General features: G+C 68.4%; 23 protein-coding genes. 13 read left to right on the top strand and 10 right to left on the bottom strand.

Annotated features, from left to right (window positions below; translation table 11 throughout):
* Nucleotides 1-63: 63 nt before the first annotated feature.
* From glgB to P3L18_RS24885, 5 genes are all read right to left on the bottom strand, one after another.
* Nucleotides 64-2,358, bottom strand: coding sequence for a 1,4-alpha-glucan branching protein GlgB (gene glgB / locus P3L18_RS24865; RefSeq protein WP_020171631.1), 2,295 nt, complete (start codon nt 2,356-2,358; stop codon nt 64-66).
* Nucleotides 2,359-2,380: 22 nt separating this feature from the next.
* The gene (locus P3L18_RS24870) at nt 2,381-4,381 is read right to left on the bottom strand and encodes a maltotransferase domain-containing protein (protein WP_006371578.1); all 2,001 of its coding nucleotides are present in this window, start codon (nt 4,379-4,381) and stop codon (nt 2,381-2,383) included.
* 121 nt (nt 4,382-4,502) lie between these two features.
* Nucleotides 4,503-6,671 carry an ATP-dependent DNA helicase gene (locus P3L18_RS24875; RefSeq protein ID WP_020171629.1) on the bottom strand — a complete coding sequence of 723 codons (2,169 nt, stop codon included), beginning with the start codon at nt 6,669-6,671 and terminating at the stop codon, nt 4,503-4,505.
* A gap of 9 nt (nt 6,672-6,680) precedes the next feature.
* A complete protein-coding gene (locus P3L18_RS24880; RefSeq protein ID WP_006371576.1) occupies nt 6,681-7,295 on the bottom strand; it encodes an isochorismatase family protein in 615 nt (204 codons plus the stop codon).
* A 66-nt stretch (nt 7,296-7,361) separates the two neighbouring features.
* Entirely contained in the window at nt 7,362-8,618 is a 1,257-nt protein-coding gene (locus P3L18_RS24885) for a nicotinate phosphoribosyltransferase (RefSeq protein WP_210739326.1), read from the bottom strand.
* A 68-nt stretch (nt 8,619-8,686) separates the two neighbouring features.
* Here P3L18_RS24885 and clpS point away from each other — a divergent pair, with 68 nt between their 5' ends.
* Genes clpS through P3L18_RS24900 form a run of 3 tightly spaced genes read left to right on the top strand, consistent with a single transcriptional unit; the run spans nt 8,687 to nt 10,698 of the window.
* On the top strand, nt 8,687-9,010 hold the full coding sequence (clpS, locus tag P3L18_RS24890; RefSeq protein WP_026920197.1) for an ATP-dependent Clp protease adapter ClpS: 324 nt from the start codon (nt 8,687-8,689) through the stop codon (nt 9,008-9,010).
* Between the two features lie 6 nt (nt 9,011-9,016).
* Nucleotides 9,017-9,592 (top strand): DUF2017 domain-containing protein, encoded by a 576-nt coding sequence (locus P3L18_RS24895; RefSeq protein ID WP_276115570.1) that lies wholly within the window; start codon nt 9,017-9,019, stop codon nt 9,590-9,592.
* A 20-nt stretch (nt 9,593-9,612) separates the two neighbouring features.
* On the top strand, nt 9,613-10,698 hold the full coding sequence (locus P3L18_RS24900) for a P1 family peptidase (protein WP_276115571.1): 1,086 nt from the start codon (nt 9,613-9,615) through the stop codon (nt 10,696-10,698).
* A gap of 46 nt (nt 10,699-10,744) precedes the next feature.
* Here the strand turns inward: P3L18_RS24900 and P3L18_RS24905 are convergent, their stop codons facing one another.
* Both P3L18_RS24905 and P3L18_RS24910 read right to left on the bottom strand, forming a co-directional pair.
* Nucleotides 10,745-11,137: a DUF4189 domain-containing protein gene (locus tag P3L18_RS24905; RefSeq protein WP_276115572.1), complete on the bottom strand. Its 393-nt coding sequence runs from the start codon at nt 11,135-11,137 to the stop codon at nt 10,745-10,747.
* A 27-nt stretch (nt 11,138-11,164) separates the two neighbouring features.
* A complete protein-coding gene (locus tag P3L18_RS24910) occupies nt 11,165-11,956 on the bottom strand; it encodes an LppX_LprAFG lipoprotein (RefSeq protein ID WP_014359663.1) in 792 nt (263 codons plus the stop codon).
* A gap of 291 nt (nt 11,957-12,247) precedes the next feature.
* Between P3L18_RS24910 and P3L18_RS24915 the strand changes: the two genes are divergently transcribed.
* From P3L18_RS24915 to P3L18_RS24960, 10 genes are all read left to right on the top strand, one after another.
* Nucleotides 12,248-12,655, top strand: coding sequence for a M67 family metallopeptidase (locus P3L18_RS24915; RefSeq protein ID WP_006371569.1), 408 nt, complete (start codon nt 12,248-12,250; stop codon nt 12,653-12,655).
* 6 nt (nt 12,656-12,661) lie between these two features.
* Nucleotides 12,662-12,946, top strand: coding sequence for a MoaD/ThiS family protein (locus P3L18_RS24920; RefSeq protein ID WP_006371568.1), 285 nt, complete (start codon nt 12,662-12,664; stop codon nt 12,944-12,946).
* Nucleotides 12,943-13,917, top strand: coding sequence for a cysteine synthase (locus P3L18_RS24925; protein ID WP_006371567.1), 975 nt, complete (start codon nt 12,943-12,945; stop codon nt 13,915-13,917). Before P3L18_RS24920 ends, P3L18_RS24925 begins: the two co-directional genes overlap by 4 nt.
* Before the next feature lie 164 nt (nt 13,918-14,081).
* Nucleotides 14,082-14,657 (top strand): rhomboid family intramembrane serine protease, encoded by a 576-nt coding sequence (locus tag P3L18_RS24930; protein ID WP_276115573.1) that lies wholly within the window; start codon nt 14,082-14,084, stop codon nt 14,655-14,657.
* Complete coding sequence (murI, locus tag P3L18_RS24935) at nt 14,654-15,460, top strand: glutamate racemase (RefSeq protein WP_276115608.1); 807 nt, start codon at nt 14,654-14,656, stop codon at nt 15,458-15,460. The genes P3L18_RS24930 and murI overlap by 4 nt, the downstream gene beginning before the upstream one ends.
* 83 nt (nt 15,461-15,543) lie before the next feature.
* Nucleotides 15,544-16,308, top strand: coding sequence for a cyclic nucleotide-degrading phosphodiesterase (locus P3L18_RS24940; protein WP_276115574.1), 765 nt, complete (start codon nt 15,544-15,546; stop codon nt 16,306-16,308).
* A 43-nt stretch (nt 16,309-16,351) separates the two neighbouring features.
* Complete coding sequence (gene rph / locus P3L18_RS24945) at nt 16,352-17,104, top strand: ribonuclease PH (RefSeq protein ID WP_006371563.1); 753 nt, start codon at nt 16,352-16,354, stop codon at nt 17,102-17,104.
* Entirely contained in the window at nt 17,101-17,742 is a 642-nt protein-coding gene (gene rdgB, locus P3L18_RS24950; RefSeq protein WP_276115575.1) for an RdgB/HAM1 family non-canonical purine NTP pyrophosphatase, read from the top strand. The genes rph and rdgB overlap by 4 nt, the downstream gene beginning before the upstream one ends.
* Nucleotides 17,743-17,749: 7 nt before the next feature.
* A complete protein-coding gene (locus tag P3L18_RS24955) occupies nt 17,750-18,358 on the top strand; it encodes a TetR/AcrR family transcriptional regulator (RefSeq protein WP_014359666.1) in 609 nt (202 codons plus the stop codon).
* 66 nt (nt 18,359-18,424) lie between these two features.
* The gene (locus P3L18_RS24960) at nt 18,425-19,726 is read left to right on the top strand and encodes an NAD(P)/FAD-dependent oxidoreductase (protein ID WP_276115576.1); all 1,302 of its coding nucleotides are present in this window, start codon (nt 18,425-18,427) and stop codon (nt 19,724-19,726) included.
* Between the two features lie 51 nt (nt 19,727-19,777).
* Here the strand turns inward: P3L18_RS24960 and P3L18_RS24965 are convergent, their stop codons facing one another.
* The 3 genes from P3L18_RS24965 to P3L18_RS24975 all read right to left on the bottom strand — a co-directional run bounded on the left by P3L18_RS24965 (nt 19,778) and on the right by P3L18_RS24975 (nt 21,647).
* Complete coding sequence (locus P3L18_RS24965; protein ID WP_020171620.1) at nt 19,778-20,134, bottom strand: DUF3817 domain-containing protein; 357 nt, start codon at nt 20,132-20,134, stop codon at nt 19,778-19,780.
* On the bottom strand, nt 20,131-20,592 hold the full coding sequence (locus P3L18_RS24970; RefSeq protein WP_006371555.1) for a hypothetical protein: 462 nt from the start codon (nt 20,590-20,592) through the stop codon (nt 20,131-20,133). The genes P3L18_RS24965 and P3L18_RS24970 overlap by 4 nt, the downstream gene beginning before the upstream one ends.
* An 80-nt stretch (nt 20,593-20,672) precedes the next feature.
* Nucleotides 20,673-21,647, bottom strand: a complete 975-nt coding sequence (locus P3L18_RS24975) for an NAD(P)H-quinone oxidoreductase (protein WP_020171619.1) — start codon at nt 21,645-21,647, stop codon at nt 20,673-20,675.
* Nucleotides 21,648-21,670: the final 23 nt, after the last annotated feature.

Below are 21,670 nucleotides of genomic sequence, written 5' to 3' on the forward strand. Positions count from 1 at the left end.
GACGACGGCGCCGGGTCGAGGATCTCGACCCGGCGCCGTCGGGGGTTCAACCGACGTGGGCGATCACGGGGGCGTTGGAGCGGAATGGGTCGGGGAATCGACCGGCACCGGGGCCAGCCAGATCGCCGAGTTCGCCGGGAGCATCACCGTCGCCGAGACCGGACGGGCATGCCACGGTTGGTCGTCGGTGACGACGCTGCCGAGATTTCCCTGACCGGAACCCGAATACGCCGACGAATCGGTGTTGAGGACCTCGGCCCAGGTGCCCGCCACCGGAAGCCCGACGCGGTAGTTGCTGCGATCGGAGCCGGAGAAGTTGAACAGACATGCGAGAACCGAACCGTCCGCTCCGTATCGAAGGAAGCTGATGACGTTGTTGGCGGTGTCGTTGGCGTCGATCCACTCGTAACCCGCCGGGTCGGTGTCCGCGCTGAACAAGGCCGGGGTCTGTCGGTAGACCCGGTTGAGATCGGTCACGAGAGCCGAGATGCCCGAATGCAATTCGCCTTCCCAGCCCGACATCTGTGACCAATCCAGGCTGCGGTCCTCGGCCCACTCGCCGGTCTGACCGAATTCCTGTCCCATGAACAGCAATTGCTTGCCCGGATGCGCCCACTGATATGCCAGGAACACGCGGACCCCGGCGGCCTTGGTGAACGAGTCGCCGGGCATCCGGGTCCACAGTGTGCCCTTGCCGTGGACGACCTCGTCGTGGGAGAGCGGCAGGACGAAGTTCTCGCTCCACGCGTACATCATCGAGAAGGTGATCTCGTGGTGGTGGAAGCTGCGGTGAACCTGATCACGCCCGAGGTAGCCGAGCGTGTCGTGCATCCAGCCCATGTTCCACTTGAAGCTGAAGCCCAGCCCGCCCAGATCGGTCATGCGGGTCACGCCCGGCCATGCCGTCGATTCCTCGGCGATCGTGACCACGCCCGGGAAATGCTTGTGCACAGTGGCATTGGTCTCCTGTAGGAACTGCACCGCCTCGAGGTTCTCGCGCCCACCGTAGATGTTGGGACGCCAGCCGCCGGCCGGGCGCGAGTAGTCGAGGTAGAGCATCGAGGCGACCGCGTCGACGCGCAGGCCATCGATGTGGAATTCGTCGAACCAGAACAGCGCGTTGGCGACCAGGAAGTTGCGTACCTCGTGGCGGCCGAAGTCGAAGACGTATGTGCCCCAGTCGAGTTGCTCGCCGCGCATCGGGTCGGCGTGTTCGTACAGGGCGGTGCCGTCGAAACGCGCCAATGCCCATTCGTCCTTGGGGAAGTGGGCGGGCACCCAGTCGACGAGTACGCCGATCCCGAGCGAATGCAGGTGGTCGACGAGATACCGGAAGTCGTCGGGGTGGCCGAACCGGGCCGAGGGCGCGTAATAGCTGGTGACCTGATATCCCCACGAGCCGCCGAAGGGGTGCTCGGCGACCGGCAGGAATTCGACGTGGGTGAAGCCCTTTTCGACGAGGTAGTCGCCGAGTTGCTCGGCGATCTCCCGGTAGGACAACCCCATTCGCCACGACCCGAGGTGCACCTCGTAGATGCTCATCGGTTCGGTGGCCGGTGCGGAGGCGGCACGGGTGGCGATCCACGCGTCGTCGGACCACTCGTGCGCCGAGGTGGTCACCACCGACGCGGTCGCCGGGGGCACGTTGGTGCCCAACGCCATCGGGTCGGCCTTCTCCCGGATCACCCCGTCGGCGCCGTGCACCTTGAACTTGTACTGGGTGCCCGCGCCGATGTCGGGCAGGAAGACCTCCCAGATGCCGCTGGAGCCCAGCGATCTCATCGGCGCGGTGCGCCCGGTCCAGTCGAAATCGCCGATCACCGCCACGCCGTGGGCGTTCGGAGCCCACACCGAGAACGCGGTCCCCGACACCTCGCCGTCGGGAGTGGTGTAGCTGACCGGCCGCGCCCCGAGGATTTCCCACAAACGCTCGTGGCGGCCCTCGCCGAACAAGTAGCGGTCGGTCTCGCCGACGCTCGGCAGGAAGCGATAACCGTCGGCGACGACATAGGACTCGTGGCCGCCCGCGCCGTCGGGATACTCCACGCGGTAGCGGTAGTCGATGAGACCCTCGATCGGGACCGCGACGACGAACAGATCGTCGGTCTGGGCGGTCATCGGATAGTCGACGCCGCCGATGACCGCGGTGACCGACGTCGCGGTGGGACGCAGCGTCCGCAGCACGGTGAAACCGGTCCCGGTGTCGTGAGCGCCGAGGAAGGCATGCGGGTCGGGATGGGTCAGGGCATCGATCCGTCGCAGATCGTGGCCGGAGGCGTTCGGGTCGGGCTCGCCGCACGCCGGCGAGGCCGTGGGCCGGGGATCGTCGGGGGTGGGGAATTGCGGGGGATTGGTCACGTCGTCGTCCTCTCCTCGTTCCTCACCGGATGCGGTAGGAAAGCTGTTGCGCGAGCGCCGGATCGAGGGGCGGCAGGGCCAGGATATGGGCCACCGCGCGCCACGGTTCGAGTTGGATGTAGTTCGCCTGACCCCAGGTGTACTCCTCTCCGGTGACCTCGTCGCGGACCCCGAAGTGGTCCTGCCAGTCGAAACCGAGGGCGGGCATGTCGAGCCACAGGGTCGCGGTCTCGGTGCCGAACGGATTGAGGTTGATGACGACCAGTACCCGGTCCCCGGAGGCGGGGTCGATCTTGGAGTAGGCGATCAGCGCCGGGTTCTCGATGTGGTGAAAGGTGATGTTGCGCAACTGCTGCAGAGCCGGATGACGACGCCGGATCGCGTTGAGCGAGGTGATCCACGGTTCCAGGGATTCCCCTCGGGACGCGGCCGCCTTGTAATCGCGTGGGCGCAGTTGGTACTTCTCCGAATCGAGGTACTCCTCGCTGCCCTCCCGGACCGGCAGGTGTTCGTAGAGTTCGTATCCCGAATACACACCCCAGGTCGGGGAGAGGGTCGCCGCCAGCGCCGCCCGCAATGCGAACATGCCCGGGCCACCATGCTGCAGGCTCTCGTGGAGGATGTCCGGGGTGTTGACGAAGAGATTCGGCCGGGCCTCGTCGGCGTGTGCGGCGAGTTCGTTGCCGAACTCCTCGAGCTCCCAGCGCGCGGTCTTCCACGTGAAATACGTGTAGGACTGCGTGAACCCGAGGCGCGCCAGTCCGTAGAGTCGTGCGGGGCGGGTGAATGCCTCGGCCAGGAACAACACGTCGGGATGGCGTTTCTTGATCTCGGTGATCAGCCATTCCCAGAAGTTCGGCGGCTTGGTGTGCGGATTGTCGACGCGAAAGATGTTGACGCCCAAATTGATCCAGTGCAGCACCACGCGTAGCACACCTGCATAGATGCCGGCGCGGTCGTTGTCGAAATTGAGCGGATAGATGTCCTGGTACTTCTTGGGTGGGTTCTCCGCGTAGGCGATGGTGCCGTCCGGCAGGATCGTGAACCAGTCGGGATGCTCGGTGGCCCACGGGTGGTCCGGGGCGCATTGCAATGCGAGGTCGAGTGCGATCTCCATGCCGAGTTCGCGCGCCCGTCCGACGAAGTAGGTGAAATCCTCCTCGCTGCCCAGGCGCGGGTGGATGGCGTCGTGGCCACCGTCGCGGGACCCGATCGCCCAGGGCGAGCCGACGTCCTCGGCTCCGGCGATCAGGGTGTTGTTGGGGCCCTTGCGGTTGACCTCGCCGATCGGATGGATCGGCGGCAGGTAGACGACGTCGAATCCCATGTCGGCGATGCGGGGCAGATCCTGCGCCGCGGTGAGGAAGGTGCCGTGCACCGGGCGCCCCTCGTTGTCCCATCCGCCGGTCGAGCGCGGAAACATCTCGTACCACGAGCCGAACAGCGCGCGTCGGCGATCCACCCAGACGCGGTGGTTGCGGCTCTTGGTGACCATCTCGCGGACCGGGTGTTGGTGCAGCAGTGAGGTGACGGCGTCGGCGATGGCGGGGGCGACCCGCGTCGACAGGGACATGTCCTCGGCGCGCAGCAGGCGGATCGCGTCGGAGAGGACCCCGCGTTCGGTGGGGGCGATCTGGTCGCGGGCCCGGGAGAGCACGCGCGCGCCGATCTCGAGGTCGTTGGCCAGGTCCGCAGCGGACTGACCGGCCTCGATCTTCTTGACGATCGCCGACCGCCAGGTCGTGTACGGGTCGCTCCAGGCCTCGACGCGGAACGTCCAGTAGCCCTCGGTGTCGGGGACGAAGACGGCGTTGAACTGGTCGGGCTCGATCGACGGCGTCATGGTGATCTCGTAGACGCGTCGGCGCGGGGCCTCGATCCGCACAGTGACCCCGAGTGCGTCGTGGCCCTCGCGCCACGCGGTCGCACTGATCGGGATCGTTTCTCCGACAACGGCTTTGGCTGGATACTGGCCCGCCGAAACCAAGGGTTGGATGTCGTCGATGCCCATCCGGCCGATCACAGACGGTCTCCCTTCTCACCCCGACCGCGTGTCGGTGCGAGGATGCGTCGTTGCTCACCGCGGCCTCTGCGCCGGGGCGTGGTACCCATTCTTGTCGCTCGGAGCGCTCCGCGCGCCAGGATCAGCGTACGGGCACCCCTGTCAGCCTGCTCAGTGCCGACCGGACCACGGTGGGGTCGGTGGTCCGCCAGAAGGGTGGTAGCGACGCCGCGAGGTAGCCGCCGTATCCGGCGGTCGCCAGACGCGAATCGAGCACCGCGACCACACCACGGTCGTCGACCGAACGCAGCAGCCGACCGGCGCCCTGCGCGAGCAGCAGCGCGGCATGGTTGGCGGCGACCGACAGAAAACCGTTGCCGCCGCGGGCGTCGACGGCGCGCTGACGGGCGGTGAGCAGCGGATCGTCCGGCCGGGGGAACGGAATCCTGTCGATGAGCACCAGACTCAACGACGGCCCGGGCACATCGACGCCCTGCCACAGCGACAACGTGCCGAACAGGCAGGTCTCCGGGTCCTCGGCGAATTGCTTGACCAACGTCGAGGTGGTGTCGTCACCCTGGCACAGGATCGGCACCGACACGCGGTCGGCCAATGCATCGGCGGCCGCGCGCGCCGCCCGCATCGACGAGAACAAACCGAGGGTGCGTCCGTTGGCGGCACCGATCAGCGACTCGATCTCGTCGAGGGTCGCCGGGGCCAGTCCGTCGCGCCCGGGCCGTGGGAGGTGGCGGGCGACATAGAGGATCGCCGAGCGCGGATAGTCGAACGGTGAGCCGGCGTCGAGACCGGTCCAGCGGACAGTACCCTCGTCCGACGGGGCGGCCTTGCCCGTCGCGGTCGCCGTCCGCGCGGCCACCGCGGATCGCCCAGACCTGTCTCGCCCAGACCTGTCTCTCCCGGACCCGTCCCGTGATGACCCGTCCGGTCCCGGGTCATCGACCTCGTCGGCGGCCGGGGTGTCTGCACCGCGCCCCGAAGCCGGCAACCCCCAGGTGGCGGCCAGCGCGTCGAACGAACCGCCGATGGTCAGCGTCGCCGAGGTCAGGATCACCGTGGAGGTGGAGAACAGGGTGCTGCGCAGCAACCCGCCGACCGACAGCGGTGCGATGTGTAGCACCGGGCGGGTGCTCGCCGATGGCCCGCGGCCCACCCGCTCGTGGCCCACCCAGACCACGTCACGACGCTTGGCCACCTCCGGCTCGGAGAACGCCCCGAGCAGCCGCACGATCGTGTCGTGGAGATCCTCGAGTCCGGTGAGCGCGGCCGAGCGGGCCGCGGCGGCACCCTCGTCGCCGCTCGCCCCGAGGCCGCGGACCGGCCCGATGGCACCACGCGTGGCCCACAGGCGGTCGCGCAGCACCGTCAGCGTGGCGCCGGCCGCAGGCGGCATGGCCGTCCACTCGCCGGGCGGACATTCCTCGAGGAGCTCACCGAGGTGCTCACCGGCACCGATGAGCGCATCGACGGTTTCTTCGTCGACGAGTTTGCCGACCCGCTTGGACAGGTTGGCCACCGCTGCCGCCGAGACCTCCGCGGTGCTGACCGAGGTGATGCGGTCGACGAGTTCGTGCGCCTCGTCGATGATCACCACGTCGTGATCGGGCAGGACGTTGGCAGGGCTGAGCGCGTCGATGGCCAGCATCGCGTGATTGGTGACGACGACGTCGACCTGGGCGCTGGCTCGGCGTGCGCGTTCGGCGAAACAGTCCTCGGAGTAGGAGCAGTTGGTCGCTCCCAGACACTCCCGCGCCGACACGCTGACCTGTCGCCAGGAGCGGTCGGCGACTCCGGGGGACAGGTCATCGCGGTCACCGGTCTCGGTGTCGGAGGTCCACTCCCGCAGCCGGGTGACCTCGCGGCCGGTCCGGGACAGCTCGAAGGCATCGAAGAGCTCGGTATCGGGTTCCTCGACGGCGCCCGCGTGGATCTTGTGCAGGCACAGGTAATTCGAGCGGCCCTTGAGGATCGCGAAGGTCGGCTTGCGCCCGAGCGGGCCGGCCAGGGCATCGGCGAGCCGTGGCAGATCCCGCTCGACAAGTTGGCGCTGCAGGGCGATCGTCGCCGTCGACACCACCACCGTGTCGCCGGAGGCCACGGCATGCCGGATCGCGGGCACCAGGTAGGCCAGTGACTTACCGGTGCCGGTGCCCGCCTGGACGGCGAGATGCTCGCCGACGTCGATGGCGTGATCGACGGCGTTGGCCATGCGCAGCTGGCCGTCGCGACGACGGCCGGACAATGCGGTGACCGCCGCGTCGAGCAGCTCGGTCACCGAGGGAAGATCGGTCATGGATGCGGCTCAGGACTCCTCGGATGCGCCACTGTACAGCAGATCGCCGTCGAGAGTTATTCCCGCCGAACGCATCTCGTCGAGCGCGGCCTTGGCTGTCGATGTGTCGACGGCGGCGGTGAAGTTGAGCAGCACGCGGGTACGCAGACCGGCGCGCGCGGCGTCGAGGGCAGTGGCACGCACGCAGTGGTCGGTGGCGATCCCGACGACGTCCACCGAGTTCACCCCGGCCACGCGCAGCCACCGTTCGAGGGATACCCCGTCGTCGTCGGCGCCCTCGAATCCCGAATAGGCGGCGCTGTACTCGCCTTTGGAGAAGACATCGGCGACCGTCGAGGTGTCCAGCGCGGGCGAGAACGCCACACCATCGGTGCCGACCCGACAGTGCGGCGGCCACGAGTCGACGTAGTCGGGGTCGTCGGAGAAGTGCGCACCCGGATCGATGTGATAATCGCGTGTGGCCACCACGGTCCGGTAGTCGCCCAGGATGCTGTTGATCGCACCCGCCACGGCGTTACCCCCGCGGACGCCCAGCGCACCGCCCTCGCAGAAGTCGTTCTGGACGTCGACGATGACCAGGGCGTCGGCCGGGCCGGACCATTCGCCGGACTGCGGGCTGCTCATGATTCTCCTCGGGGCGGTGGACAGGCGGCTGGTGACGGGCGACGGGAAGGCGGTGGCCCGGAATGCTCAACCCAGAACGTAGCGCGTCGGCACCGCCGGATCACCGTGCGACAGGCCGAGTCCCTCCCACGGCAGGCTCACGAGGCCGCGGCCGAGGTGGTCGCGCGCGTCGGACAGGTTTGGCAGATCGTCGACGGGCTCGCCGGAACGGACGAGCGGGATCTGCAGGTCGCGGGTGACGAGCCCGTGGGTGTCCGGCAGCGGATCGCCCGTGCGGTGGATGATCTCCTCGACGATGGTGCCGCTGGGTCGGGCCGCGCGGACGGCGGTCTTGGCACCACCCCGCGATTCCTTGTGGCTGGCGCGTTTGGCGACGGGGGTGCCGTCGACCTCGACGAGCTTGTAGACCATGCCGGCGGTGGGTGCACCGCTGCCGGTGACCAAGGAGGTGCCCACCCCGTAGGTGTCGACGGGTTCGGCGCGCAGCGAGGCGATGGCGTACTCGTCGAGATCGCCGGACACGACGATCTTGGTGCCGGTGGCGCCGAGGGAGTCGAGCTGATCGCGGACCTGTCGGGCGAGCACGCCGAGGTCGCCGGAGTCGATGCGCACCGCCCCGAGTTCGGGTCCGGCGACCTCGATGGCGTTGCGGACCCCGGCGGTGATGTCGTAGGTGTCGACGAGCAGCGTGGTGCCGACACCGAGCGCCTCGATCTGCGCGGCGAAGGCCGCCTTCTCGTCGGGGCCGTCGGGCCCGGCGAAGCCGAGGGTGAACGCGTGCGCGGCGGTGCCGGCACTCGGCACCCCGTAGGTGCGGGCCGCCTCCAGGTTGGAGGTGGCCGCGACGCCCGCGATGTAGGCCGCCCGCGACGAGGAGACCGCTGCCCGCTCGTGGGTGCGGCGCGACCCCATCTCGATGATCGGCCGGTTGCCGGCAGCGCTGACCATCCGCGCCGCCGCCGACGCGATCGCACTGTCGTGGTTGAGGATCGACAGGATCAGGGTCTCGAGCAGTACCCCCTCGGCGAAACTCGCGCGCACGGTCAGGATCGGGGATCCGGGAAAGTACAGCTCACCCTCGCGGTAGCCGTCGATGTCACCGGAGAACCGGTAGTCACGCAGCCAGGCGATCGTCTCGGCATCGCAGAAGCGTTCGAGGACCGCGATCTCCTCGTCGCCGAATCGGAAGCGTGCCAGCTCGTCGATGACCCGTCCGGTACCGGCGACCACGCCGTAGCGCCTGCCGTCGGGCAGGCGCCGCGCGAACACCTCGAAGACGCACCGGCGGTGCGCGATCGGGTGGCGCAGCGCTGCGCGGACCATGGTGACCTCGTAGTGATCGGTCAGCAGGGCGGTGTTGTCCACGTTGTTGATCCCTTACCCTTGGACGTATGGCGCCTGACGGAATGCGTGCGCATGAGGCTACTCCCGGTGGTGCGGCCGTCGCCGAACCCACCGTCGCCGAGGGCGCATCGGACCTCGACCGCCCGTGGATGACGGTCGTGTGGGACGACCCGGTCAACCTGATGCGGTATGTCACCTTCGTCTTCCAGAAGATCTTCGGCTACTCCGAGGCCCGGGCGAACGAGCTGATGATGCAGGTGCACACCGAGGGGCGCGCGGTGGTGTCCAGCGGCGGCCGCGACAAGGTGGAGTCCGACGTCCGAAAGCTGCATGCCGCGGGATTGTGGGCGACGATGCAGCGGGATTGCTGAGCGCGCGTGCGCACCTGGAAAAGGCAGGGTCGGGGTTCGCGGATGCGGATCTGCTCCAACCTCGAACGCCATGAGGTCGAGCTGCTCGCGTCGATGGTGACCTCGATGACCGACCTCCTCACCGAACGGGAATCGAGCGCGCCCACCGACGAACTCGCTGCGATGACCGGCATCCGCACGGGCCACTCGTCGCCGCCGACCGATCTCACCCTTGGCCGGTTGCTGCCCGATTTCCATCGTCCCGACCAGGAGCGTGACCTGGAAGCGGAGATGATCAATGGCGACCTCAACGCCGCGATGCGCAGCCTGAACGAGCCGAAGATCATCGACGCCAAACTCGGGGCCGCCCGGACCTTGCTGGATTCGTTGCCCGCCGGCGGTGGCGACATCGCCCTGACCGAGGCACAGGCTCTCGACTGGCTGACCGCGCTCAACGACGTCCGGCTGGCTCTCGGCGCGATGCTCGGTATCTCCGAGGACACCCCCGACCAGCTGCCCGATGGTCATCCGCATGCCGCCCATCTCGACGTCTACCACTGGCTGACGGTGATGCAGGAACTGCTCGTCGAGGCCTTGATGTGACGGGGGAGTCGGACACGCGAATGTCGCAGGCGGGCAACCGCATCACCGATATCGACGGGATCACCGTCGGCCATCACCACCGCATCGATGCCGAGGTGACCGTCGGCGGTGGCGGCCCCGACGACCCGCCGGGGACCGGCTGGTGCAGCGGCACCACGGTGATCCGGATCGACGGGCCGCGCCCGTGCGCGGCCGTCGACGTACGCGGTGGTGGTCCGGGTACCCGCGAAACCGATCTGCTCGATCCGGCGAACACCGTCACCACCGCCCATGCCGTGGTCCTGACCGGTGGCAGCGCCTACGGGCTGGCCGCCGCGGACGGCGTGATGAGCGAACTCGAGCGCCACGGTGTGGGCCTGCCGATGGACGCGCACGGGCACGTGGTCCCGATCGTTCCCGCCGCGGTGATCTTCGACCTCCCGGTCGGGGCCTGGGAGAACCGTCCGGACGCGGGGTTCGGTACCGCGGCGGTGCGCTCGGCGGGTCGCGAGTTTGCGGTGGGCAGCGTCGGTGCCGGTGCGGGTGCGCGGGCCGGTGCCCTCAAGGGCGGTGTCGGCACGACGAGTAGACGGATCGAGGAGGGCCCGGCCGCCGGGATCCTGGTGGGCGCGCTCATCGTCGCCAACCCGGTCGGTGCGGTGATCGACCCGGATACCGGATTGCCTTGGGGGGTCGGCCAATCCGAGCTGGCTCGACTGGGTCTGCAGCAGCCGGCGCCGGCCGAGGTGGCCGCGCTGGCAGACGTCGTCGCCAAGCCGACCGTCCTCAACACCACGATCGGCGTCGTCGCGACCGACGCGGCGTTCGCCCCGGCGTCGTTGCGGCGGGTGGCGATGTCGGCGCACGACGGGCTCGCCCTGGCGATCCGTCCGGTGCACTCGCCGCTCGACGGCGACACCATCTTCGCCGTGAGCACCGGAGCGCACCCGGTGGCGCCGACACCGGCGATCCCGCCCGGCATGAACCCCGACACCGCGGTGCTGGCGCAGGTGTGTGCGGTCGCCACCGAGGTCACCCGGGATGCGGTCATCGCGGCGATCGTCGCCGCCGAACCGGTTGCAGGCATCCCCGCCTACCGACGCGTGATGGCGTCAGCATTGCGCTGACGCCATCACGGTCTCCGGTGGCCCGCCGGTGAGAGCGGGGCGGTGGTTATTGGTGGTCCGAGGTGCAGACCCAGGTGTAGATCTCGCCGCCGCCTGCGGCGTAGAGCGCGTTCGACTGGGCACTGTAGAGGCTGGGGCCGCGGCCGTAGCCCCAATACGACGGTGACGAGGCGACCGCGCCGCAACCGTTGACGAACTGGACCACGACCTTGCAGCCGTAGCCGCAGGCATCGAGGGCCGCGTTCGAGGCCTCGGCGGAGGAGTCGTAGTCCCACGCTCGTCCGGCGTCCCCGGTCGAGGTGTTCAACGCGATCGCGCCGTAGTAGTTGCCATAGGCGTGGGCGGCGGGGGCGGTGTCGAGGGCGGCGGGAGCGACGAGCGCTGCACCCACCGCGCCCACGGCGACGGCCGAGGCAACCAGACGCTTGCGAGTACTCATGAGCTGTCTCCTTGCGTGAGCGGGTGATCAGGCCGGCGCGCGCGAGGCGTCGGACGGGTTGGGGGTTCCGGAGGGGGACGGGGTGGCGATCGTCGCCGGTTTGGTGACCTCGACGGTGTTGTTCCAGTTCGACAGGTTCATCGTCATCGTGGAGTTGGTCGCCGGTATGAGGACCACTCGGGCGAGCTGGTTGTCGGGAGTGATCCAGACGTTCACCGGAACCTGGGCGTCCTGGTTCTTGGTGATGTTGGTCCCGGTCAGCGCGGCGAGTTGCTTGGCGGCGACGGTCCCGGTGACGCGGGTGGCCTTGACGCCGCCGATGTCCTCGGTGCCGGAGGTCTTGGGGTCCTGCATGTTCCGCAGCAGATTCGCCAGGCCCTTCTCGGGGTTGAGAACGACCGAGACGTCGTAGACGGAGCGGCCGTCGCCGTAGTCGACGTAGCCCTTGTTGCCGATGTCGGCGTAGAGGTGCTGATCGACGTAGACGAACGGTGCGGCGCTGTCGGTGGTGCCCAGCATCACCGTCGCGGTGCCCTTGGCCGCGGTCTTGGGCTTGGTCACCAGATCGGCGTCGACCTTCTTGACGGTCACGTTGGGAACCTTGCCGTCGACGGTGAGGCCCAGATGGGCGCCGGTGAGGGCGGCGGTCTTGTCGGCGGCGGCGTTGATGAGGGCGGCCGGATCGTTCATCGACGACGAGGCGGTGGTGTTGTTGCCACCCGAGCCGCTGTCGGAATCCGACGAGCAGCCGGTGAGTGTGATGGCAGCGGCGATACCCGTGGCGATGGCGGCCGTGGCAACACGGTGGGCACGGTGCATGTGGTGAGCTCCTGATTCTCTGAGGTTCCCCCGGGGGCCGATGTCGGTTGTCGAAGTCGGCACCGCAGATCGTGAACTGTGGCGAAACGCTACAGCGCCGGACGACGGTGTGAAAACAGCTGTAGTTCGCACGGATGACGGGTGTGCGGCGCGGGCGCGAGCCGCCCGGGCGCGGCTCTGACCTGCGAGAGCATGCGATCGGACAGGCGACCGGAATAGCGTCGCCGAGCCGGACGTTGGGTAGCCACGATGTGCGGAGTGCACGTGTGACGATGAGAGCGAGGAGTGGCAGTGCTGCGGATCAGCCGCGAGCTGGTGGACCAGATGATCGCGCATGCACGTGCCGATCATCCTGACGAGGCGTGCGGGGTGATCGCCGGTCCCGAGGGCTCCGACGAGCCACAGCGGTTCATCCCGATGGTCAACGCCGAACGGTCACCGACCTTCTACCGATTCGACTCGCTCGAACAACTCAAGGTGTGGCGGGAGATGGACCGCCGGGACGAGGAGCCGGTGGTGATCTACCACTCGCACACCGCAACCGAGCCCTACCCCAGCCGTACCGACGTGTCGTACGCGAGTGAGCCGGGCGCCCACTACGTCCTGGTGTCCACCCGCGAGCCCGACACCGACGAGGTCCGCAGTTACCGGATCCTCGACGGGGTGGTCACCGAAGAAGAGATCGAGATCAGGAGCTGAGCAACCATGGCGGTAACCGTGTCCATCCCGACGATCCTGCGTACCCACACCGGTGGTGAAAAGCGGGTCGACGCAACGGGATCGACGTTGAGTGAACTCATCGACAACCTGGAGTCGGCGAACCCGGGGCTACGCGAACGGCTGGTCGCCGACGGCAAGTTGCATCGTTTCGTCAACATCTACGTCAACGACGAGGATGTGCGCTTCTCCGGTGGTCTGGACACCACCATCGACGACGGAGACGAGGTCACCATCCTCCCCGCGGTGGCCGGCGGTAGCGCCACGTCGTGACCCGCTACGACTCGCTGATCGCCTCGGTCGGCAACACTCCGCTGATCGGTCTGCAGCGGCTCTCGCCGCGCTGGGACGACGATCCGACGCAGGGTCCGCACGTGCGGCTGTGGGCCAAACTCGAGGACCGTAACCCGACCGGCTCCATCAAGGACCGTCCCGCATTGGCGATGATCGAGGCGGCCGAACGCGACGGCACCCTGAGGCCCGGGGCGACGATCCTGGAACCCACGAGCGGCAACACCGGGATCTCGTTGGCGATGGCCGCCAAGCTGAAGGGCTACCACCTGATCTGTGTGATGCCGGAGAACACCTCCGAGGAACGCCGATCGCTACTGAAAATGTATGGCGCCGAAGTCATCTCGTCGCCGGCCGCCGGAGGTTCGAACACCGCGGTGCGGGTGGCCAAGGAACTTGCCGCCGAGCACGACGACTGGGTGATGCTCTACCAGTACGGCAACGAGGCCAACTGGCGCGCGCACTATGCGGGCACCGGTCCCGAGCTCTACGCCGACCTCCCCGAGATCACGCACTTCGTCGCCGGGCTCGGCACCACCGGCACCCTGATGGGGGTGGGACGCTATCTGCGTGAGCGCGACCCCGACATCGAGATCGTGGCCGCCGAGCCGCGGTACGGCGACGAGGTGTACGGGCTGCGCAACATCGACGAGGGCTTCGTGCCCGAGCTCTACGACGACTCGGTGCTGACCCGCCGATTCTCGGTGACCGGAATCGACGCCGTCGCCCGGGTGCGCGAACTCATCGACACCGAGGGCATCTTCGCCGGGATTTCCACCGGTGCGATCCTGCAGGCTGCGCGAGGGATCGGACGCAAGGCGCTCAAGGCGGGTCGGCGCGCCGACATCGGTTTCGTCGTGCCCGACGCGGGATGGAAGTATCTGTCGACCGGGGCCTACGACGGTAGCCTGGAAGAAGCAGAGCAGGCCCTGGAGGGACAGCTCTGGGCCTGAGGGCCCGATCCGCCCCGACTGCACCTGACCGACCCCGCATCTGACCGACCGAACCCGACCGACAAGGCACCGGCACCGGCGCCGAGGAGAACACCATCAACGCGACCCAGACACCGGGAGCGCCGCCGACGCGGCGCCCGTTGTGGCATCGCTCGGCGCTGGTCATGGTGTTCATCGTCATCGGCCTGATCATCGTCGAGGCCATCGATGCCGCGACCCATTACGACCTCGATTCGGCCGGCATCGAGCCGCGTCGTATCGACGGACTCGACGGCATCGTGTGGTCGCCCTTCCTGCACGCCAACTGGGACCATTTGTGGACCAACCTCGCGGTCGGGGTGGTCCTCGGATTCCTGTTGCTGCTCGCCCGGCGATTCCTGTTCGTCACAGCGGTCGTCTGGATCACCTCCGGACTGGGCGTGTGGCTGTTCGCGCCGAGCGGATCGGTGACCGTCGGGGCCTCCGGGGTGATCTTTGGCTGGCTCGCCTATCTGCTGGTTCGTGGATTGTTCAATCGCAACCTCTGGCAGATCCTCGGTGGCCTGGTCTTGCTGCTCGTCTACGGGTCGGTGCTGTGGGGCGTGCTGCCGACCGACCCGACCGTCTCGTGGCAGGGACATCTGTTCGGGGCCATCGGCGGCGTTCTTGCCGCCTGGTTCCTCGCCGACCGCGACCGGCGTCGTCGATCTCCGGGTAACGCGGCCGCAGGCGGTCCGCCGATGCCGGGGGTGTCGCAATAGTCGCCCCCGGACCCGACGCCCCGATCGGCATCTTCGATTCCGGCGTCGGCGGGCTCACCGTGGCCCGCGCGATCATCGACCTGCTCCCCGACGAGGACATCGTCTACATCGGCGACACCGCCAACGGCCCCTACGGGCCGCTGACCATCCCGCAGATCCGCAAGCACGCGTTGGCCATCGGCGACGAGCTCGCCGAGCGCGGGGTGAAGGCCATCGTCATCGCGTGCAACACCGCGTCGGCGGCATGTCTGCGCGACGCCCGCGAGCGGTACGCGCCGATCCCGGTGATCGAGGTGGTCCTGCCGGCTGTGCGGCGTGCGGTGGTGGCCACCAAGACCGGTCGTATCGGGGTCATCGGGACCGAGGCCACCATCGCCTCGCAGGCCTATCAGGACTCCTTCGCCGCCGCCCGGGACGCGGAGATCACCGCGATCGCCTGCCCTCGGTTCGTCGACTTCGTCGAGCGCGGCATCACCAGCGGACGCCAGATCCTAGGCTTGGCGCAGGGCTACCTCGAGCCGCTGCAGGACGCGGGCGTCGACACCGTGGTGCTCGGCTGCACCCACTACCCGCTGCTCTCGGGCGTCATCGCCCTCGCCATGGGCGACGAGGTCACACTCGTCTCCAGCGCCGAGGAAACCGCCAAGGACCTCTTTGCCGTATTGACCCGCTCCGACATGTTGCACCCGCACACCGATCGCGCCGCCGAACGAGTGTTTCAGGCCACGGGAAATCCGGAATCGTTCGCGCGCTTGTCAACTCGGTTCCTCGGCCCGACGGTCGGCTCGGTGGCCCGCATCTGAGGTGACCGGCGGGAGTCGTTCACACACCGACTTGTGATCGGATACCCGGCCACCATGACGCCCACGCATGGCAAGGTAGGGCTATGCGTGTCACGGTGCTCGGTTGCTCGGGAAGTGTGGGTGGACCGGGTGCAGCCTGTTCGGGCTACCTGTTCTCGGTGCCCGGCGAGCAACCCGTGCTGATGGACTGCGGACCCGGCGTCTTCGGCGAGCTGATGCGGGTGTCCGATCCCGACAACATCGCGGTCGTGCTCTCCCACATGCACGCCGACCACTGCCTCGATCTGCCGGCGATGATGGTCTGGCGCCGCTATGCCCCGCCCGGACCGGCACCGGAGAAGGCCCCGCTCTACGGCCCGTCGGGGGTGGCGATGCGAATCGGCGCGGCGTCCTCGGAATTCCCCGGCGAGATCGACGACATCAGCGACACCTTCGACGTGCACGAGTGGGCCGACGGGATGGAGATCACGCTGGGCGGGATGAACATCCACGCGATCAAGCTCGATCACCCGCCGGAGACCTACGGGCTGCGCGTCACCGGTCCGGAGGGTCACGTGATCGCTTTCAGCGGAGATACCGGGCCGTGTGACGAACTCATCGATCTCGCCGTCGACGCCGACCTGTTCCTGTGTGAGGCGTCGTGGACCCATGATCCCGGCAACCGCCCCGAGCATCTTCACCTGTCGGGTATCGAGGCCGGTGAGGCCGCTGCGAAGGCCAACGCGAAGGCCTTGGCCATCACCCATGTCGCGCCGTGGTGTGACGCGTCGGTGATCATGGCCGAGGCACGCAGCACATTCTCCGGTCCGGTCGAACTCGTCCGGCAAGGACAGATCTTCCACTTCTGACGCCCCGACGGCGTCACCGCGCTCGGTGTCTACAGTTGATCGGGTGACGACACGCGCTGACGGCAGGGCCGACGACGAACTCCGACCGATCACCTTCACCCGCGGATTCACCTCCCATCCGGCCGGATCCGTACTGGTGGAATTCGGACAGACCCGGGTGCTGTGCACCGCCAGCGTGACCGAGGGTGTACCGCCGTGGCGTCGGGGATCGGGCCTGGGGTGGCTGACCGCCGAATATGCGATGCTGCCCGCCGCCACCCATGAGCGGTCTCGCCGCGAATCGGTCGCCGGCAAGGTCGGAGGCCGCACCCACGAGATCAGCCGACTCATCGGACGCTCGCTGCGTGCCTGCATCGACCTCGCCGCGCTGGGGGAGAACACCATCGCGCTGGACTGCGACGTGTTGCAGGCCGACGGCGGCACCCGGACCGCCGCGATCACCGGTGCGTACGTCGCGCTCGCCGACGCGGTGACCTGGCTGGGTGCCGCGGGCAAACTCTCCGACCCGCAGCCGTTGTCGTGCATGATCGCCGCGGTCAGCGTGGGCGTGGTCGACGGCCGGGTCCGGCTGGATCTGCCCTACGAGGAGGATTCGCGGGCCGAGGTCGACATGAACGTCGTGACCACCGACGCCGGCACCCTGGTGGAGGTGCAGGGCACCGGTGAGGGCGCGACCTTCCCGCGCGCCACCCTGGAGAAGCTGCTCGATCTCGCCGAGATCGGCACCGCCAAGCTCTTCGAGGCGCAACGCGCGGTGCTCGACGAGCCGTACCCGGGCGAGTTGCCGACCGCATGAACGCTCCTGATTCGACACCCCGCCGCGTTCTGTTGGCCAGCCGCAACGCCAAGAAGCTGGCGGAGCTGCGACGCGTCGTCGGCGCCGCGGGCATCGTGGGACTCGACGTCGTGGGACTCGACGCGGTCCCGGAGTACCCCGAGGAACCGGAGACCGGTGCAACCTTCGAGGAGAACGCGCTCATCAAGGCACGCTCGGGAGCGCGTGCGACCGGACTGCCTTGTCTGGCCGACGATTCCGGGTTGTCGGTGGACGCCCTCAACGGTATGCCGGGAGTGCTCTCGGCTCGCTGGAGCGGACGCCACGGCGACGACGCGGCGAACAACGAGCTGTTGTTGAGTCAGATCGCCGACGTTCCCGACGAACGTCGCGGGGCTGCATTCGTCTCGGCCTGTGCACTCGTGGTGCCCGACGGTACCGAGACGGTCGTGCGCGGCGAGTGGCGCGGGACAATCCTGCGAGAAGGTCTCGGCGCCAACGGTTTCGGCTACGATCCGTTGTTCGTCCCGGACGACGCCGCGGCGGCCGGGCGCACCTCGGCGGAACTGTCGGCGCAGGAGAAGGATTCGCTGAGTCACCGCGGGAAGGCGTTGGCGCAGTTGGTGCCTGCGCTGGCGGCGCTCGCCGCCTCCGACTGAGTCCGCCGTGGTTTACGTCGAGGCGTCGGAACGGAGCCGTCGGTCGGTCGCCGCGGCCCGGGCGGTGATGGCGCGAGAGGGCGTGGCCGCCACGACACTTCGCGCCGTCGCGGCCGAGGCCGGTGTACCTCTCGGAACCCTGCAATATGTCTTCCCCACCAAGGAAAAGCTGGTCAAGGCCGTCATCGAGGATGTGGTGGAGGAGATCGCCGCGTTGCTCGCCGAGTCCCTGCCGGTGAAGGGCGGGCTCGCGAGGGCGATCCGCGACGGCGTCGCACTGTTCTGGTCGACTCTCGTGACACCCGATGTGCGACTGCAGATCGTGCAGGGTGAGCTACTCAACCACAGCCTCCGCAAGCCGGGGTGGGAGCACCTCGCCGCGTGGCAGTACGAACGCTATTGCAGCGTGCTCGTGCAGTGGTGTGAGCGGGCGGCGCAGGGGGCCGGCGAGGCCACCACGGTGCCGATCGAGCGGCTGGCGCGCACTCTGCTCGCCGGAATCGACGGCATGACCCTGCAATACGTCTGCGACCCCGACGACGAACGCGCCGAGAGCGATCTGGCGTTCTTCGTCGAGACGATGATCACCGCAGCCGGCATCCGACCCGCACGCTGAGAAACGCCATTGCCTTTCGAGCCCGTCCGGCCCTAAAGTCAGTCATACGACTGACTGAGGAGTTCGATGAGCAACGATGTCGATGTAGTGGTGGTGGGCGCGGGGCTGTCGGGGCTGATCGCTGCCCGCGCACTTCGGCGATCAGGGGCCGCCGTCCTGGTACTCGAGGCCGGCGACAGATGCGGTGGCCGGGCGTATTCGGTGACGTCGAGTCTCGGCTCGCCACTGGACCTCGGTGGTCAATGGGTGGGGCACGATCACCACCGGCTGATGGCTCTGGCCGACGAACTCGGTGCAACCCGATTCACGATGCACACGCCGACGATGCCCAGCTTCGCCGACGGCTCCCGACGTGTGCGGGTGACCTCGCCGTCGATGCTCGCCGCCGTCTTCGGTCTCGCCGCAGTGAGTGCGGGCCGACGCGTGCGACGTCGGCAGACGTGGGCGACGACGAGCGTGCAGAGCTGGCTCGACCGCCTACCCGGGCGCGCCCGACGACTGCTCGAGGTCGTCGCCGCGATCTCGTGGACCGCCGACCCGCAACGGTTCTCGGTGCGGACCATGATGAGCCTCATCGACGTACAGGGTGGTCTGGTGACCATGCTGTCGACGAAGGGGGGTGCCCAGGACGGGCTGGTCGTCGAAGGGATCGGATATCTCGTCGACCGACTCGTCGACGATCTCGGCTCGGCGGTACGCACGAACTGCGTCGTCACCGGGATCGAGCGGTCCGATGACCGCGTCGTCGTTAGCACCGCCTCGGGTGACATCGGCGCCCGCGAGGTCATCGTGGCCGTACCGCCGCCGGTCGCGGCGCGGATCACCCACCACCCGCCACTGCCGGCCGGGCGGATCTCGATGGAGCACGGCACATTCATGGGCTCGGTGTACAAGGCGATTGCGGTGTACCCGACCCCGTTCTGGCGGGAGTCGGGCGAGGCCGAGATGATCCTCATCGACCGCCCCGGTGTCGCCGTCTTCGACACCTCGCCCCCGGGCGGCCCAGGCCATCTGTGCCTGCTCGTCGGCGGTGCCGAGGCGCATGACCTCGATGATCTCGATCCGGTGGAACGACGGCGACTTCTGTTGGGCAGGATCGCCGGTCATCTCGGGGATGCCATCCGCGAGCCGGTCGACTGGCACGAGAAGGCGTGGCACCTCGACGATCACGTCGGCGGCGGCTACATTGCCGTGCCGCAACTCGGCGCCGGTCACGATGAGCTGCCGATGTCGTCGCAGGCAATCGGGCGCGTCCACTGGGCCGGAGCGGAGACCGCGAGTGAGCACCCCGGGTATCTCGACGGCGCAATCGGTGCCGGTGAACGAGCGGCCGAGGAAGTGACACGCGCGCTGCGAACACGGGTCTGAGCGGCTCGCGGGATGGATGCCGACGGGGCGCGACCGCCGGCGCGTCAGGGCCTACAGCGACTTACCGCCGAGGCCGTACTCCCGCTTCACCTCACGGGTGCGGATGTGCTCGAAGTAGAACGACAGGAACGGGATCGTGCCGGCGATCGCCGTCAGCACGATCTTGCCCAGCGGCCAGCGCACCTTGATGGCCAGATCCACGGTCATGATCAGGTACACGAAGTACACCCAGCCATGCACGATCGGGACGAAGTCCAACGAGTCGACGCCGAAGCCGTACTTGACGATCAGCTCGACCACCAGCAGCAGCAGCCACAAGCCGGTGACCCACGCGAGGATGCGATATCGCAGGAGTGCTCCCTTGACCTTCTCGACGGGAGTGGCGGTGGGTTGGGCGGTCTGGGTCACTTGCGGCGGTCCTCACTGACAGATGAATCGGGTGTGGCGGTGGCCAGGTGTCCGTCGCCGTGTGCACGATCGGCGGCGCTGAGCTCGGCCAGGTACCTGTTGTACTCGCGGAGTCCGGCGTCGTCATCCGCGACGGTCGATTCGCGCAGCGACGAGGCGCTCGGGGTGCTCGCGCGCTCGGGGAGCAGATCCTCGGGGATTTCCGTCATCCCCTTGGCCGCGGTCGCCCTCTGCAGTTCCTCGGGGTCGCTCTCCAGGACGACGAACCGTCGGTAGGCCCAAAGGAACGCGAAACCGAAAGCAGGCCACTGCAACGCGTAACCCAGGTTCTGGCCGGTCCCGCCGGCCTCATAGGTGTCCCACTGCCACCACGCCAGGCCGAGACAGACAATCGCGGCAACCACCACCAGCACCAGGAGTGCGGGGCGGTGCCGTCGACGGCCGGGCTGCGCGGACATACCTACGACGGTACCTGGCCTGCGCCGATGAGCTGCCGGGCGGTCCGGGTGATCTCTGTCTACATCGCCTTCCGTGCGGGTCACTGCCCGGTCAACAGGAGGACCTTCCCGACGGAGTCCGCCGATTCGAGCAGCGCCTGCCCACGCTCGGCATCGGCGAGCGGAATCCGTGCGGAGATCACCGGCGCGACGAGGCCTTGTTCGACGAGCGGCCATTCGTCGGCCGCCACCGCCGCCACGATCTCGGCCTTCGATCCCGGACCGGTCAGGGGACGGTTGCGGACGTTGAGTCCGATGATCCGGGCCCGCTTGCCGATCAGTGCGGCGACGTTGACCTCGCCGGTGAAGCCGCCCTGCATCCCGATGATCACCAGTCTTCCGCCCACGGCGAGGGCGTCGATGTTGCGCGACAGGTAGCTGCCGCCCATGATGTCGAGGATCACATCGGCGCGGCCGGCCAGCTCGGCGGCGAAATCCTGTTCGCGGTAATTGATCACGAGGTCGGCACCGAGCGCTCGGCAGCGCTGGGCCTTGTACTCGGAGCCGACGGTCACCGCGACGCGAGCTCCGAGCGCCTTGGCCACCTGGATCGCGTGGGTGCCGATGCCGCTGCCACCGCCGTGCACGAGCAACAGCTCGCCCGCGCGGAGCCCGGCGTCGGCGACAACCGTGGACCAGACCGTGCTCGCCACCTCGGGCAGCGCCGCGGCGTCGATGAGCGACACCGCCGATGGCACGGAAAGCACCTGGGTCACCGGGGCGACGGCGTAGTCGGCGTACCCGCCACCGGCGATGAGGGCGCACACCTGCTGCCCGAGCGCGGGGGAGTCGGGGCCGACGTCTCGACCGAGCGCGACGACGGTGCCGGAGATCTCCATGCCCATGACGTCGGTGATGCCGGGCGGTGGTGGATACAGCCCCTGGCGCTGCATCAGGTCGGCGCGGTTGATCCCGGCGGCGGCGACGCGGACGAGTACCTCGTCGGGTCCTGGTGTGGGAGTGGGGATGTCGGCGACGGTGAGGTTCTTTTCAGCGTTGACGACGATGGCTCGCATGGTGGACGGAACCGAGCTCGTCG

Origin of the sequence: Gordonia sp. N1V, from assembly GCF_029269935.1 — a bacterium.
Classification (GTDB): Bacteria; Actinomycetota; Actinomycetes; order Mycobacteriales; family Mycobacteriaceae; genus Gordonia; species Gordonia polyisoprenivorans.

What these genes read in the sequence shown, in the direction of transcription:
- rdgB (WP_276115575.1), top strand. Translation starts at nt 17,101, where the DNA reads ATGAACGCTCCTGATTCGACACCCCGCCGCGTTCTGTTGGCCAGCCGC.
- P3L18_RS24960 (WP_276115576.1), top strand. Translation starts at nt 18,425, where the DNA reads ATGAGCAACGATGTCGATGTAGTGGTGGTGGGCGCGGGGCTGTCGGGG.
- P3L18_RS24920 (WP_006371568.1), top strand. Translation starts at nt 12,662, where the DNA reads ATGGCGGTAACCGTGTCCATCCCGACGATCCTGCGTACCCACACCGGT.
- P3L18_RS24930 (WP_276115573.1), top strand. Translation starts at nt 14,082, where the DNA reads ATGGTGTTCATCGTCATCGGCCTGATCATCGTCGAGGCCATCGATGCC.
- P3L18_RS24940 (WP_276115574.1), top strand. Translation starts at nt 15,544, where the DNA reads ATGCGTGTCACGGTGCTCGGTTGCTCGGGAAGTGTGGGTGGACCGGGT.
- P3L18_RS24905 (WP_276115572.1), bottom strand. Translation starts at nt 11,137, where the DNA reads ATGAGTACTCGCAAGCGTCTGGTTGCCTCGGCCGTCGCCGTGGGCGCG.
- clpS (WP_026920197.1), top strand. Translation starts at nt 8,687, where the DNA reads ATGGCGCCTGACGGAATGCGTGCGCATGAGGCTACTCCCGGTGGTGCG.
- P3L18_RS24975 (WP_020171619.1), bottom strand. Translation starts at nt 21,647, where the DNA reads ATGCGAGCCATCGTCGTCAACGCTGAAAAGAACCTCACCGTCGCCGAC.
- P3L18_RS24885 (WP_210739326.1), bottom strand. Translation starts at nt 8,618, where the DNA reads ATGGTCCGCGCAGCGCTGCGCCACCCGATCGCGCACCGCCGGTGCGTC.
- P3L18_RS24970 (WP_006371555.1), bottom strand. Translation starts at nt 20,592, where the DNA reads ATGTCCGCGCAGCCCGGCCGTCGACGGCACCGCCCCGCACTCCTGGTG.
- P3L18_RS24880 (WP_006371576.1), bottom strand. Translation starts at nt 7,295, where the DNA reads ATGAGCAGCCCGCAGTCCGGCGAATGGTCCGGCCCGGCCGACGCCCTG.
- P3L18_RS24900 (WP_276115571.1), top strand. Translation starts at nt 9,613, where the DNA reads ATGTCGCAGGCGGGCAACCGCATCACCGATATCGACGGGATCACCGTC.
- P3L18_RS24875 (WP_020171629.1), bottom strand. Translation starts at nt 6,671, where the DNA reads ATGACCGATCTTCCCTCGGTGACCGAGCTGCTCGACGCGGCGGTCACC.
- P3L18_RS24910 (WP_014359663.1), bottom strand. Translation starts at nt 11,956, where the DNA reads ATGCACCGTGCCCACCGTGTTGCCACGGCCGCCATCGCCACGGGTATC.